Annotated in this window: 10 protein-coding genes; 6 read left to right on the top strand and 4 right to left on the bottom strand. The window is 71.3% G+C overall.

Annotation, left to right across the window (positions count from 1 at the left end):
- Window positions 1-57 precede the first annotated feature (57 nt).
- The gene (locus ACWCV3_RS16075) at window positions 58-918 is read left to right on the top strand and encodes a hypothetical protein (protein WP_451223571.1); all 861 of its coding nucleotides are present in this window, start codon (window positions 58-60) and stop codon (window positions 916-918) included.
- Between the two features lie 27 nt (window positions 919-945).
- On the opposite strand, the gene ACWCV3_RS16070 is transcribed toward ACWCV3_RS16075, so the two are convergent.
- Window positions 946-1,128, bottom strand: a complete 183-nt coding sequence (locus ACWCV3_RS16070; RefSeq protein ID WP_451223569.1) for a hypothetical protein — start codon at window positions 1,126-1,128, stop codon at window positions 946-948.
- 265 nt (window positions 1,129-1,393) lie between these two features.
- Complete coding sequence (gene xylA / locus ACWCV3_RS16065) at window positions 1,394-2,560, bottom strand: xylose isomerase (protein ID WP_451223567.1); 1,167 nt, start codon at window positions 2,558-2,560, stop codon at window positions 1,394-1,396.
- 153 nt (window positions 2,561-2,713) lie between these two features.
- On the opposite strand from xylA, the gene xylB reads away from it, so the two are divergent.
- The 5 genes from xylB to exaC all read left to right on the top strand — a co-directional run bounded on the left by xylB (window position 2,714) and on the right by exaC (window position 9,519).
- Entirely contained in the window at window positions 2,714-4,159 is a 1,446-nt protein-coding gene (gene xylB, locus ACWCV3_RS16060; protein ID WP_451223565.1) for a xylulokinase, read from the top strand.
- A gap of 92 nt (window positions 4,160-4,251) precedes the next feature.
- Window positions 4,252-5,460 carry an ROK family protein gene (locus ACWCV3_RS16055; RefSeq protein WP_451223563.1) on the top strand — a complete coding sequence of 403 codons (1,209 nt, stop codon included), beginning with the start codon at window positions 4,252-4,254 and terminating at the stop codon, window positions 5,458-5,460.
- Window positions 5,461-5,929: 469 nt separating this feature from the next.
- A complete protein-coding gene (locus tag ACWCV3_RS16050) occupies window positions 5,930-6,526 on the top strand; it encodes an N-acetylmuramoyl-L-alanine amidase (RefSeq protein WP_451223832.1) in 597 nt (198 codons plus the stop codon).
- A 77-nt stretch (window positions 6,527-6,603) separates the two neighbouring features.
- Window positions 6,604-7,938 carry a GAF domain-containing protein gene (locus ACWCV3_RS16045; RefSeq protein ID WP_451223561.1) on the top strand — a complete coding sequence of 445 codons (1,335 nt, stop codon included), beginning with the start codon at window positions 6,604-6,606 and terminating at the stop codon, window positions 7,936-7,938.
- Window positions 7,939-7,995: 57 nt separating this feature from the next.
- Complete coding sequence (gene exaC, locus ACWCV3_RS16040) at window positions 7,996-9,519, top strand: acetaldehyde dehydrogenase ExaC (protein WP_451223559.1); 1,524 nt, start codon at window positions 7,996-7,998, stop codon at window positions 9,517-9,519.
- 810 nt (window positions 9,520-10,329) lie between these two features.
- On the opposite strand, the gene ACWCV3_RS16035 is transcribed toward exaC, so the two are convergent.
- Together ACWCV3_RS16035 and ACWCV3_RS16030 are read right to left on the bottom strand one after the other, a co-directional pair.
- Entirely contained in the window at window positions 10,330-10,812 is a 483-nt protein-coding gene (locus ACWCV3_RS16035; protein ID WP_451223557.1) for a GNAT family N-acetyltransferase, read from the bottom strand.
- Between the two features lie 469 nt (window positions 10,813-11,281).
- Window positions 11,282-14,188 carry an AAA family ATPase gene (locus ACWCV3_RS16030; RefSeq protein WP_451223555.1) on the bottom strand — a complete coding sequence of 969 codons (2,907 nt, stop codon included), beginning with the start codon at window positions 14,186-14,188 and terminating at the stop codon, window positions 11,282-11,284.
- Window positions 14,189-14,208 lie beyond the last annotated feature (20 nt).

Below are 14,208 nucleotides of genomic sequence, written 5' to 3'. Positions count from 1 at the left end.
GCCTCTCCCCCGCGCACTAGGGTGCGCGCCGACGGATGAACCACTGGGGAGGCTGGGATGGCCGGGTCGGACGATGCACCCGTGGCTGCCGCGGACGAGGCGCTGTACGTGCTGACGGCGGTGCTGCTGACACCCGCGCAGTTCCCGAGCGTGCTCGGTGACGACTATCCCGCGGCCTGCGCGGCGCTGGGTCTCACACCGGTCGAGGAGGGGTACGGCCTGGTTCTCGGTCAGGACGGAGACGGTGCCCGGTGGACGGCCGTCATCGACGACGTGTCCCTGGTCGCGGTGGCGATCGCGTCCTGGGACTGCGGCATGGAGTACGAGTTGTCGCCCGACGAGCGCACGCTCGTGGCGGCCCTGCCCGGCTGGCCTCTGGCGCTTGCCGTCGCCGCACCCGACGTACCGGCCCCGCACGATCCGGACACCGAGGCCACGGACCCGCCTCCTCTCGCTCCGCCCGACACCAGCACCTGGGGACCGGCCCAGCGGCGGCTCGGCGCTGACGAGATAGCACTCCAGTGGGCCGAATGGCGCGGAAGGCTCGATGACGCGGATGTCCTGCCGAGCGCCCAGGTTTCCGATGCCGAGACACCCGGTCCGGAGGCCGAGGCAGCACCGGCGGCCGAGACCGAGCCGGTCCACCCGAGTGGTCGCGGGGTCCGTCAGGTGCTCGCGGAGGCGCGCGCCTACATCGACGCCCCGCCGCCCCTCGGCCGCGTCCGGTCGTCGTTCGCCCCCGGAGACGCGCGGACTCTGCGCGCCGACGGTCCCGGCTGGTCGATCGTGGCCCGCACGGACGACATCGCGTTCATCCTGCTCGACACGGAACCCGGCGAAGTCATCCCCGTGGGACGGGGTCCGGAGCTCCCCGGCCTGCTGGAAGGTCTGGACAAGATCGCCGTACGTCCGCTGTGACCCGGCGCTAAACGCCGCTCGACGGCGTCAGCGGCCTATCTCCTTGCGCGTGACCCGGCGCAGCCTGCGCCGCTGCGAGGGGTCCAGCGTCAGGTACGCGGCGGCTGGCACGCCCACGATGATCAGAAGCGCCACCCACCAGGGCAGCCAGATCAGCAGGACCAGCCCGACCGCCACCCCACCGACAGCGATCTTCGCGTTTCTCGACATGAAATCCGCCTCCCAGGTCACGACCCACTGCCGCTCTCTGCATGGGAAACGGTCCCGAGCGCCGGACGGTTCCGGCCACCACCCCTGAGACATCCCTGAAGCCGACCCCGAGGGACCCCTGAGACCTGGGGCCTCCTCGCTCGGATCATGCCGGGCTCGCGGGGTCCGGTGCCTGACCCGGCCTGATCCGGACGAAAGACCTCAGGTCGAAGGCCACGCAGGACGCGCGTGACCGGCCGCGACGGACTGGCCACGCGCGATTCCGTCAGCCACGGGCGCCGAGCAGGTGGTCCATCGCCAACTGGTCGAGCCGCTCGAAGGCCATGCCCCGCGCGGCAGCGGAGTCCACGTCGAAGTCCTCGAAGGCGGAGCTGTCACCCAGCAGGGCGTCGAGGCCGTCGGCGGCCGTCGGCCGGGACAGCTCGTCAAGCCGTGACGCGCGCAGCGCCTCCTGCACCTCCGGGTCGGCCCGGAAGGCCGCCGCGCGGTCCTTCAGGATGAGGTAGTTGCGCATGCATCCGGCGGCCGAAGCCCAGACGCCGTCGAGGTCCTCGGTGCGCGGCGGCTTGAAGTCGAAGTGGCGGGGGCCCTCGTAGCCGGCGCTCTCCAAGAGGTCGACGAGCCAGAAGGCGGCCCGGAGGTCACCGGCGCCGAAGCGCAGGTCCTGGTCGTACTTGATGCCCGACTGGCCGTTGAGGTCGATGTGGAAGAGCTTGTCCGCCCACAGCGCCTGCGCGATGCCGTGCGGGAAGTTGAGCCCGGCCATCTGCTCGTGCCCGACCTCCGGATTGACGCCGTACAGATCGGGGCGTTCCAGGCGCTCGATGAACGCGAGGGCGTGTCCGACGGTGGGGAGCAGGATGTCGCCGCGCGGCTCGTTCGGCTTGGGCTCGATGGCGAACCGGATGTCGTAGCCCTGGGCGGTGACGTACTCGCCGAGGAGGTCGAACGCCTCCTTCATACGGTCCAGGGCCGCCCGGACGTCCTTGGCGCCACCGGACTCGGCGCCCTCACGGCCGCCCCAGGCGACATAGGTCCTGGCGCCCAGTTCGGCGGCGAGGTCGATGTTGCGGATCGTCTTGCGGAGGGCGTATCGGCGCACGTCGCGGTCGTTGGCGGTGAACGCGCCGTCCTTGAAGACGGGGTGGGTGAAGAGATTGGTGGTCGCCATCGGCACGGCCATGCCGGTCGCGTCCAGGGCCTGACGGAAGCGCTTGATGTGCGACTCGCGCTCGGTCTCGGAGGCGCCGAACGGAATCAGGTCGTCGTCGTGGAAGGTCACTCCGTGTGCGCCCAGCTCGGCCAGTCGCTGTACCGATTCGACCGGGTCGAGGGCCCGGCGTGTGGCGTCGCCGAACGGGTCCCTCCCCTGCCAGCCGACGGTCCACAGTCCGAAGGTGAACTTGTCTGCGGGGGTGGGCTGGTAGTTCATGCCGCGGCTCCTCGGTGCCTATTTCGTCATGGCCGTTTACAAATTAGTATGCGAAAGCGCCTCTGGGAAGGGACCGGATGTTCTCGACGCCGGGGCGCCATCGACGAACGGCGTCGCTGCCGGTCGATGACGCCGCGGAACAGGGAGAGCCCAATGTCAGCAGCCGAGGGTCCGCTCGTCGTCGGTGTGGACACGTCCACCCAGTCCACGAAGGCACTGGTCGTCGACGCGTCCACCGGACAGGTGGTGGCGAGCGGGCAGGCCGCGCACACGGTGTCCTCGGGCGCGGGGCGGGAGAGCGATCCGCGTCAGTGGTGGGACGCGCTGTGCGAGGCGCTGCGCCAGTGCGGCGGCGTGGCGCACGAGGCGGCGGCCGTGTCGATCGGCGGCCAGCAGCACGGCCTGGTCACGCTCGACGCACACGGCGAGCCGGTGCGGCCCGCGCTGCTCTGGAACGACGTCCGCTCGGCCCCGCAGGCCCGTCGCCTCGTGGAGGAGCTGGGCGGTCCCGACGCCTGGGCGGAGCGCACGGGCAGCGTGCCGGGCGCGTCGTTCACGGTGACCAAGTGGGCCTGGCTGGCGGAGCACGAGCCGGACGCGGTCCGTGCCACCAGGGCGGTACGCCTCCCCCACGACTACCTGACCGAACGCCTCACCGGTCTGGGCACGACCGACCGGGGCGACGTCTCCGGTACCGGCTGGTGGGCGAGCGCGACGAAGGCGTACGACGACGAGATCTTGGCGCACGTGGGACTCGATCCCACGCTGCTCCCGCGCGTGGTGCGGCCCGGCGAGGTGGCCGGCACCGTGCGCGACGGCCATGATCTGCCGTTCTCCAAAGGCACGCTGGTGGCGCCGGGCACGGGGGACAACGCTGCCGCCGCGCTCGGCCTCGGCCTGCGGCCCGGCACTCCGGTACTGAGCCTCGGCACCTCCGGCACGGTGTACGCGGTCTCCGAGCGCCGCCCCACCGACCCGACCGGGACGGTCGCCGGTTTCGCCGACGCGCGTGGCGACTGGCTGCCCCTGGCCTGCACCTTGAACTGCACCCTCGCAGTGGACCGGGTCGCGTCCCTGCTCGGGGTCGACCGGGAGGCAGTGGAGCCCGGCACCTCGGTCACCCTGCTGCCGTATCTCGACGGTGAGCGCACCCCGGATCTGCCCCATGCCGGCGGTCTGCTGCACGGACTGCGCCACGACACGACCGCCGGCCAGGTGCTCCAGGCCGCCTACGACGGCGCGGTGCACTCGCTGCTCGGCGCACTCGATCTGGTGCTCGACGAGGACGCCGACCGCACCTCGCCCTTGCTGCTGATCGGCGGTGGCGCGCGCGGCACGGCCTGGCAGGAGACGGTGCGCCGGCTGTCCGGACGGCCGGTGCAGATCCCGGAGGCGAGGGAACTGGTCGCCCTGGGCGCTGCCGCGCAGGCTGCGGGGCTGCTCACCGGGGAGGACCCGGCCGCCGTCGCCCGCCGCTGGAACACGACGGAGGGACGGCTCCTGGACGCCGTGGAACGGGACGAGGAAGCCCTGAACCGGATCGCCGGGGTACTCTCCGACGCGTCTGCGCTGCTGGAGCCGGGTCCGAACTCCATCTGACCCCACCGCGTGAGGGCTGCGCACCGGTCCGGCAGCCAGCGACCCGTTCACAAGCCGCACAGGGACCACGGACACCGAGGATCGACGGAGGCATGACCGCACCGCAGCACGACAGCCGACCGACGGGGAGCGGACGCGTTCTGCCGGACACCCAGCAGGGCATGCGGCGCCGCAACCTGGCTCGGGTCATGCACGCCGTCAGCTCGGACGGACCGCTGTCGCGTGCCACGGTCGCCTCGCACATCGGCCTCACGCGGGCGGCCGTGTCGTCCCTCGTGGACGAGCTGGTCCGCTGGGACCTGCTGGAGGAACTGGGTCCCGAGCGCCCGAGCCGGGTGGGACGGCCCGGATCCGCGCTCGCGGTGAGCGGACGTGGCCCTGCGGGGGTCGGGGCGGAGATCGGTGTGGATCACCTCGCGGTGTGCGCGGTCGACCTGCGGAGTGCGGTTCGCGCGCGGGCCGCGCGGCGCGGATCGAACCGGGGCCGCTCCCCCGAATCCGTGGCCGGGGATCTGACCTCGCTTCTCCGGCAGGTCACGGCCGAGGTGGAGAAGGAGGGCCTGTGGGTCGCCGGACTCGCCGTCGCCGTGCCCGGCCTGATCGCCGGTGACGGCCGTACGGTCGTGCGCGCCCCGAATCTCGGCTGGCACGACACCGACCTCGGCGGCCTCCTGCCCGGCGAAGTGCCACTGACCGTGGACAACGAGGCCAACTTCGGCGCGCTGGCGGAGCTGTGGCTCGGAGCCGGCACGCCGGGTGACTTCCTCCACGTGTCGGCGGAGATCGGCATCGGCGCGGCGATCGTCGTGAACGGGCGCTTGCTCCGTGGCGCCCGCGGCTTCGCCGGAGAGCTGGGTCATGTTCCGGTCCGGCCGGACGGTCCCCACTGTCCCTGCGGCGGACGCGGCTGCCTGGAGCAGTACGCGGGAGAGGAGGCCGTACTGCGGGCGGCCGGTATCGAGTCGCGCGAGGACGTGGTGGGAGCGCTCGCGGAGCAGGCCGAAGGGGGCGACGAGGACGTGCGCACGGCGCTGCGGGAAGCGGGTACGGCGCTCGGCATCGCCCTGACCGGGGCGGTCAATCTCCTGGACCCGGACACGGTCGTGCTGGGTGGCGCGCTGGCGGCCCTCTCTCCATGGCTTCTCCCCTCTCTGCAGCGTGAACTGCGCGGTCGCACCGCCGGCCCGGCATGTCCCGTGACGGTGTCCGGGCTGGGGCCGCAGGGCCCGCTGCTCGGCGCCGCGCATTCGGTGGTGCGGGCCGTGCTGGATGATCCGGCGATGGTGGCGGAACGACCCTGACACTCGGGCCGATGCCCATGGCGGACGCCCGCCACGCCCACCTACGCCCGGAGCCCCTCGAACGGGTGGCCGACTTTTCCACAATCTGCCGGTCGTCCACGGATCTGACACTCACCCTTCTGCCCAACTTCCGCACCCCGTAGCGTGATTCGCGCACTCCGCAACCGCCGGACCTGACCGTCGGATTCCTGGGCCGCACACATGCTGAGCACCATCTGCCACACCCATCGGGGGACACATGTACGCGAGAACGACCGGCGCACGGCGCCACAACCGACACCCGCACGACCATTCCGGCCTCCGGCCGACCGGAGCTGACACTGTGTCGGTCATACGTGCCGGGCTCTGCTCAGCTGTACGCCTGGTCGTACCGACGCGTCCGGACACGCCACAGCGACGCGCACCCACCTGCCGCTTCACTCGCGGCGGATGACACCTCCGACCCGCTGAAGGGCAGCCGACGATGGAGATGAACCAGCCCCGTACCCACCTCACCCGACGCGGCGTCCTCAAGGGCGCGGCACTCGCCGCTGTCCCCTACGCGCTGCTCCCCGGTCCTCAGGCGGCCGCGCAGGCGGCGGTCGACTACCCGCCCGGGGAATGGCAGCCCGCGAGCAGCGGCAACTACACGGTGTCGAGCCGGCCGGGAGCCTACGAGATCGACCGGGTGATCATCCATGTCACCCAGGAGACCTACGACGACACTCTGGACATCTTCCGGAACACGGACAAGAAGGTGTCGGCGCACTACCTCGTGCGCTCGGCCGACGGCCACGTCGCCCAGTGCGTCCGGGAGGCGGACATCGCATGGCACGCGGGCGACTGGGGTGACAACACCCGGAGTATCGGCATCGAGCACGAAGGCTGGGTGGACCAGCCGGCCTACTTCACGGACGCGCTCTACGAGCAGTCAGCGAGACTGACCGCCGCGGTGTGCGACAGGTACGGCATCCCGAAGGACCGTGAGCACATCATCGGCCACTACCAGGTACCCGGCACCGATCACACCGACCCGGGGGTGAACTGGGACTGGGTCCGCTACATCAGACTCGTCAATTTCCCCTGATCTCGTGTCGGCCCGGTTGTCCGCAGCGGAGCCGCGCGTGACGATGACCCAGTTGATTCCCCCGCAAGGAGGACGAGTTGACCGATCAGTGGGTGGCTCTGGAGCCGGGGGCCGACCCAGACGAGAGAGTCCGGGCACTGCGCCGGGCGCATGAGACCTTCACGACTGCCGGTACGGTGGCGCGTCCGGTCCGGCCGGTGGTGGCCGAGTCCTGGCGGCGCAGCGCACGGGCCGGCGTCGGGCCGGACGGCACCGCGAGCGTCGAACTGACCGAGGACGACCTCGGCGCATACCGCGCGGAACATCCCCTGGCACTGGTGATGCCACTGGTGCGGGAGCTGGTCGGCACATTCGCCGCCGATGGCTCGCATCTGCTCGCGGTGTGCGACGCACACGGCAGGCTGATGTGGGTCGAGGGGCATGCGACGACGCTACGGCGGGCGGACCGGATGAACTTCGTGCCCGGGGCACGCTGGTCGGAGGCGGCTGTCGGGACCAACGCGCCGGGTACGGCGGTGGCCGTGGACCGTCCGGTGCAGGTATTCGCTGCGGAACACTTCATAAGGCGGGTGCAGCCGTGGACCTGTGCGGCCGCGCCGATCCACGATCCGCACACCGGGCGGGTCCTGGGCGCCGTCGACATCACCGGAGGGGACGGCCTGGCACATCCGCACAGCCTGGGCTTCGTACAGGCGGTGGCACGGGCGGCCGAGTCGCAGCTCAGCCTGGTCACCCCGCCGAGACAGGCGGAGGACACCGTGGCGCTGAGCGTCCTCGGCCGGGACGAGGCGGAACTCCGGCCGGGCGGCGGGCGGCGGATCCGGCTGAGCCGTCGGCACAGCGAGGTCCTCGCACTCCTGGCCCGCCATCCTGAGGGCATGACCGGGGACGAGCTGCTGTGCGCGCTGTACGCGGACGAGTCGGTGACACCGGTGACCTTGCGCGCCGAGCTGGCCAGACTGCGCCCGCTGCTGCCACCGGGGTTGCTGGCGTCCCGGCCCTACCGGCTCTCCGTGCCGGTCGAGTGTGACGCGGCTGTGGTCGAACGGCAGTTGGAGACGGGGGCTCTCACGGCTGCCGTACGGGCGTACCGCGGCCCTCTGCTGCCGAACTCCCAGGCCCCCGCGGTGGCCGGGCTACGGCGCCGGCTCGCCGGGGCTCTGCGAACGGCCCTGATCACCCGTGGCGATCCTGATCTGCTGGCGGACTGGGTGCACGCGCCATGGGGCGAGCACGACCTGCTGGTCTGGCGGGCCCTCGCGGCCGTGCGGCCGACCGCCCCGGTGCGGGCGCGGATCGCTGCGCTGGAGGCCGAACTGGCCGTACCGGGAGTTGCGGGCCGACGCCCTCAGGTCCGTCAGACACCCTGGGTGACCAGCGGTGCAACATACTCGCAACGTCCGCCCGTCTAGCCTGCACGACGGGAGCTGCCCAATGGCGGGCAGCGCTGCATCGGGAGGCACACCAGCATGACCCGTTACGCGACACCCGGCTCCGAGGGCTCGATCGTCTCCTACCAGCCGCGCTACGACCACTTCATCGGCGGGGAGTACGTGCCGCCGGCGCGCGGGCAGTACTTCGACAATCCGTCGCCGGTCAACGGGCAGCCGTTCACCGAGATCGCGCGCGGTACCGCGGAGGACGTCGAGCGGGCACTCGACGCGGCGCACGCGGCCGCGCCCGGCTGGGGCCGTACGTCGGTGACGGAGCGCTCGGACGTCCTGCTGAAGATCGCCGACCGCATGGAGGCGAACCTCGAGTCGCTGGCGGTGGCCGAGACGTGGGAGAACGGCAAGCCGGTCCGCGAGACGCTGGCCGCGGACATCCCGCTGGCCATCGACCACTTCCGCTACTTCGCGGGCGCGATCCGTGCGCAGGAGGGGTCGCTGAGTGAGATCGACGACGACACCGTGGCGTACCACTTCCACGAGCCGCTCGGGGTCGTCGCGCAGATCATCCCGTGGAACTTCCCGATCCTGATGGCGGCCTGGAAGCTGGCACCCGCGCTCGCGGCGGGCAACGCGGTCATCCTCAAGCCGGCCGAGCAGACCCCGGCGTCGATCCATTACTGGATGAGCCTCGTCGCCGATCTGCTGCCGCCGGGCGTGGTCAACATCGTCAACGGTTTCGGTGCGGAGGCGGGCAAGCCGTTGGCCTCCAGCGCTCGGGTGGCGAAGGTGGCGTTCACCGGGGAGACCACGACCGGGCGGCTGATCATGCAGTACGCCTCCGAGAACATCAAACCGGTGACGCTGGAGCTGGGCGGCAAGTCGCCCAACATCTTCTTCGACGACGTGTGGGCGCACGACGACGACTTCCGGGACAAGGCACTCGAGGGCTTCACCATGTTCGCGCTCAACCAGGGCGAGGTGTGCACCTGCCCCTCCCGAGCGCTCGTCCAGAGGGGCCACTACACCGACTTCCTGGAGGCGGCCGTGGCCCGCACCCAGCAGATCAAGCCGGGGCATCCGCTGGACACGGACACGATGATCGGCGCGCAGGCGTCCAACGACCAGCTGGAGAAGATTCTTTCTTACCTGGACATCGGCCGTCAGGAGGGCGCCAAGGTGCTCACCGGCGGCGAACGCGTCGAGTACGACGGTGAGCTGAAGGGCGGGTACTACGTACAGCCGACCATCTTCGAGGGCGACAACCGCATGCGGATCTTCCAGGAGGAGATCTTCGGCCCGGTCGTCTCGGTGACGTCCTTCGACGACTTCGACGACGCGATGAAACTGGCCAACGACACGCTGTACGGCCTCGGCGCGGGCGTCTGGACCCGCGACATCAACACCGCCTACCGCGCCGGCCGCACGATCCAGGCAGGCCGGGTCTGGACCAACTGCTACCACGCCTACCCCGCCCACGCGGCCTTCGGCGGTTACAAGCAGTCAGGGATCGGCCGGGAGAACCACAAGATGATGCTGGAGCACTACCAGCAGACGAAGAACATTCTTTGTTCCTACAGCCCTCAGAAACTTGGCTTCTTCTAGAGCCTGAAGTCGGGTTGCCTGGAGGCATGTCCGGGCTCCAGGCAACCCGACCCGGCAGGTACCTGCTGTAATCGATGCGGTGCACCGCGAGGCGGAAGGTCGTTCTCATACTGGGCGTATGGGGGCGATCCGACAACGCGGCGAGGCGCCGTAGCTGTCGTCGCGCGCCCGCCGCGGATTACGGGACAGCCCTCAGGTCAACCGGGCGGAGCAGCAAGGCCCAGCTTGCTTCAGGTTGAGGAGGCCCCCACGGGCAACGATCGGCTGCCTGAGGCCTCGCCTGAGCGCGGTGACAGTTGTTCCCGGGATCCGCTGCCCATGCGCCGTGTGGCCTGCGGTCTGGCTGAATTCTCTCCAGCCGAGAGGGTGCTCGGAAGTGACGGGCTGCCTTTCTCCGCGTATCCCTCGGACCAGACGGTGGCCCGTACGCTGGAGCCGCTGTTCCGGCCGCTCCCGGGAGGCGAGGAGGCTGGACGCCGTGCCGGTCGGGCGGTCCCACGAGAGGTACCGCGCCTGAAGCCGTTCCTCCGTGTCGTATCAGCAGGGCGGTCGGGGTCCGGGCCCTGGCCCCTGTGGCCGAACACCTGGCAGCGGCGGCACATCGGGTGCGGGTGCCGTACCCGCCGCACATTGAGCCGGCACCCCGCCCTTCCGGCCCCGCGTCGTCAGCGCCATACGCGGCGACCTCCAGCATGTCCCGGCCGACAGCCCCGTCACGCCGGTCGCACAGCCGCCCGGCGAACACCTATCGGATCATCGATCCTGCCGGAACGGCCGGGCACCTCGGCGAGCTCGCCACGGCTTGATCCACTAGGAAACGCGAAGCTCGAATTCGGGACGGTCCCAGGGCACGGCGGGCGGGTTCGCGAAGGCGGTTCCGGTCCGCACCGCACCGACGCGGTGATAGAAGTCCGCGGCGGGCGGATGCGACACGACCTTGACGCGGTCGAGCCCGGCGGCACGGGCCTCGGACCGTAGGTGCGCGACGAGCAGTCGTCCGATGCCCCGTCCTTGCGCTTCGTCGGCGACGAACAGCAGGTCGAGCTCCGGTGGAGTGAGGACGAGCGAGTAGAACCCGAGGACCCGGCCTCCCTGCTCGTCGGCGCCGACGGCCACGAAGACGCGGTGTGCCCCGATGTAATCAGGACCGACCCGGTAGCCCGCGACCGCGGATGCGAACTTCCCCTCGTAGGCGCTTGAGCCGCGCACGAGCCGCGTGAGCCGTTTGGCATCCCGCGCGACGGCCCGCCGTATCGTGATCGACCGGCTGATCGAGAAAGTGCGTGAACTCATCGGACGAGTATTTCGCACTGGGAGTGCCCTCGTGCGGCGGGTGTCGGCGGGCTGGGCATCAGCGGCTTCTCCCATCGATGCAGAAGTCCGGCGGCCCGCAGGCGATGTGCACCACACGCCCTCACGCAGCAGCCCGCCCACACTGATCCGGGGGGCGGCATCGATCATGACCCGGACCACTCCCGGACCCGCGACCCCGCCCCAGTCTCGACGGGCGCTCCTTGTACTGGTCAGCGATGTGCTGCCGCCGCACCGCAAGCAGACGAAGACCATTCGTTGCTCTTACAGCTCTCGGAAACTCGGGTTCTTCCAGAGCCCGCAGTCGGCCGCCCGGGGGCTTCGTCGCCCTCCGGGCCGCCCGGCACGGGAGCCGCTCTCGGTGATCAACGCGATACCCCGCGCCGCTGTCCGGGCTCCGAGGCCCCTGCGACCGGCCCGCCGGTCCGCGCGGGCCGGTCGCAACCCGACGTCAGGACTGCTCCGCCGCCAGGGCGCAGAGCTGGGAGCGGTTGGGCAGCCCGGTCTTGGCGATCAGGCTGGCGACATGTTTCTCGACGGTGCGTGGCGATATGTAGAGCCGGGAGGCGATGTCCTTGTTGCTGGGGCGGTCGGCGAGCAGCCGGAAGATCTCGTACTCGCGGACCGTCATGCCCTTCATGCGCAGTTCCGGTGGAATCCGGTCGCTGCCGGTGCGGTGCTGGCGCACCGGTGCGCCGATCGCGCGCAGGAGGGTTCGGCAGGCGCCGACCACCGCGGTGGCGGAGGTCTCGCGGAAGTGGTGCTCGGCTTCCCGCAGCCATCTCTCCGGTTCACCCCAGCTCAGCGCGTGGGCCTCCTCTGCGATCAGCCGCTGCCCGAGATGGCGGGCGGTGGGGTAGGGCGCGCCCGTGGTCTCGGCGAGGAGTGCCGCGTGTCCGGCCGCCTCGGACCGGCCCTCGCGGCCGAGCAGGACGGCCTCGGCAAGCAGGAGGAAGTACCGGTTCCAGCGCATCCGGCCCGCGGCGCTGGCGGCCAGCCGGTCGAGGTGACCGCGGTCGGCCCGGCCGTCCAGGAGGTCGAGCAGCAGAGCGAGGCCGTGCCGTCCGCTCAGGTGGAACGTGGTCGGGTTCTCGGCCTCCAGCGCCTTGAGGTCGGCCATGGACCGGGTCGCCTGGTCCCGGTTCTCCTCCAGGAGGGCACAGAAGACCTGGGCCAGACCGAGGGCCAGCGGCTCCTCCAGCGAGCCGCGCCCTCCCCAGCGTCCGAAGTCGGCCAGGGCCTCCTCCATGGCGGTACGGTCGCCCTGGTGAGCCGCCAGCACCGAGCGGGCCATCAGCAGGTATCGGGCCACCGACGTCAGCTTCAGGCGGGCTGCCATGGTCAGCGTCTCGTCGCCGAGCGCCCGGGCCTCGGTGAACCGGCCGCACAGGACATCGTGCAGGGTGAGGATGCCGTCGATGCCGTAGACGACGGTGACCGCGCCCAGTCGCCGGGCCTCCGTGCGGGCCTCCTCGAGGACGGCGGTACTGCCTTCGTCCAGCCACCGGATGCCGCCGAGCCGGGTGAGCGCGTACATCCGCTGGAGCGGCAGGCTGTGCCGTTCAGCGGTGCTCATGGCCTGTTCCAGGTATGTACTGGCCTCCGAGAGGTCACGTTCGCGGGCGACCACGGCGAGGAGTTCCCACGCCTGGCAGGCGACCAGGGGCAGGCCCTCCCGCTCGGCGGTGCCGAGCGCGGCGCGCGCCAGCCGCTCGGCCCGCTGGGTGCGGTCCTGTCCCGGCGCGTCGAGGCACAGGTACGCCTCCACCACGTCGGTCAGCGCGGTGTGCGCCTCGTCCGGTGCCGTCGCCAGCAGCGCGCGAGCCCGTTCGATCTGATTGCTGCCGTCGGCCCAGCGGCCCGCCATGTACGCCACGTGCGCGAGGCGGGTGTGCAGGGCCGCCAGCCGGGCCGCGCCCAGGCCGGCTCCGACGAGTTCACGCAGGGTTCCGGTGAGGCTGAGCGCGCGGGTCAGGTCCCCGGTCTCCGCGAGCGCGGGCAGCAGAGCTTCCAGGGCCTCGGCGCGAGCGGCGGAGTCTCCGCCTTCCGCCAGCAGCCGCTCGGCGCGATCGAGCAGTGCGACCGCGGATCCCACGGCGCCGTCGGCGAGGGCACGGCGCCCGGCCTCGGCGAACAGCCGGCCGGCCCGGACGGGCTCACCGGCGTCGGCGCGCAGGGTCGCAGCCAGCGGGCACCAGTCGCCCGGCAGACCGGGGTTGAGGGTCTCGATCGCGTTCGCGGCCTGCTCGGACAGGGCCACTCGGGCGGCCGGGGTGAGCTGCGCGAGCAGCGCTTCGGCGGTCAGCGGATGCTGGAACGCGTACCAGTCGGGGGCGGGTTCGTCGGCCGCGACCAGCCGGGCCGTCACACTCGCGTGCAGGTGGCTGAGCAGGCTCCGGTCGTCGACGCCGGTCATCGACTGGAGCACCGACAGGGGGAACCGCCGGCCGAGCACGGCGGCGGCGCTGAGCACGGTCCGCCCCTGTGGGCCGAGTTGGTCGATGCGGTGGATGGCGCCCTCCAGCAGCGCCCGGGGCATGTTGCGGCGGAGGTCGCCGACCACCCGCCAGGCGGCGCCCTCGCGGACGAGCGAGCCGCCGGCGACCGCGCCCTGGAGGAGTTCCTCGACCAGGAACGGGATGCCCGCGCTGTCCTGCCACATCTGGACGAGCACCTCGGCGGGCAGCCGGCCGGGATCGGTTTCCAGGCAGGAGGCGATCATCCGGCCGACCCCGTCGGCGTCCAACGGTGCCAGCCGGAACACCGTGGCGCTGCGACGGCGCCCGGCGGACTCGGCGAGGCTCAGCGCCTCGCCGGGATCGGACCTGAGGGTCGCCGCCAGCATGAGGGGTTGCTGTTCGAGGTTGTCCACCAGGTACTCGACGACGGCGAGGGTCTCGGTGTCGGCGTCGTGCAGATCCTCCAGCACCAGCAGGCAGCCGCTCTCACGGCCGGCATGGGCGAGCACCCGCAGGACCGCTTCGGCGAGCACCACCGTCGATCCCTGGTCGGGGGAGCTGGTGCTCCAGCCCGGGATGAGCCGGCCGAGCACCGGGCGGTACGGTCCGAGGCTCGCCTCGTCCGGTGTCACCCCGCCGCGGGAGAGCGGCATCAGGGCCTCGGTGAGAGGCCGGAGCGGCACCATCGGTCCGATGGTGCTGCTCCGGCCCTTCAGGACCCGGACGCCGGCGTCCAGCGCCGATCCGATCAGCTCGGCGACCAGCCGCGACTTGCCGATGCCCCCCTCTCCGACCAGGAACGCCGTGCCTCCACGTGACCGGTTCAGATCCCGCAACGATTCGCCGAGCTCGGTGACTTCGGCCTCACGACCAATGAGATGAGCTGCCCGCAGACGCATACCTCCGGATGTTAGCCACT

The organism is Streptomyces sp. NPDC001781 (assembly GCF_053596035.1).
This window is presented reverse-complemented; position numbering and strand designations above follow the sequence as displayed.

Coding starts and splice junctions, on each gene's coding strand:
- ACWCV3_RS16070 (WP_451223569.1), bottom strand. CDS start 1,128: ATGTCGAGAAACGCGAAGATCGCTGTCGGTGGGGTGGCGGTCGGGCTG.
- ACWCV3_RS16030 (WP_451223555.1), bottom strand. CDS start 14,188: ATGCGTCTGCGGGCAGCTCATCTCATTGGTCGTGAGGCCGAAGTCACC.
- ACWCV3_RS16050 (WP_451223832.1), top strand. CDS start 5,930: ATGAACCAGCCCCGTACCCACCTCACCCGACGCGGCGTCCTCAAGGGC.
- ACWCV3_RS16075 (WP_451223571.1), top strand. CDS start 58: ATGGCCGGGTCGGACGATGCACCCGTGGCTGCCGCGGACGAGGCGCTG.
- ACWCV3_RS16055 (WP_451223563.1), top strand. CDS start 4,252: ATGACCGCACCGCAGCACGACAGCCGACCGACGGGGAGCGGACGCGTT.
- ACWCV3_RS16035 (WP_451223557.1), bottom strand. CDS start 10,812: ATGAGTTCACGCACTTTCTCGATCAGCCGGTCGATCACGATACGGCGG.
- exaC (WP_451223559.1), top strand. CDS start 7,996: ATGACCCGTTACGCGACACCCGGCTCCGAGGGCTCGATCGTCTCCTAC.
- xylA (WP_451223567.1), bottom strand. CDS start 2,560: ATGAACTACCAGCCCACCCCCGCAGACAAGTTCACCTTCGGACTGTGG.
- xylB (WP_451223565.1), top strand. CDS start 2,714: ATGTCAGCAGCCGAGGGTCCGCTCGTCGTCGGTGTGGACACGTCCACC.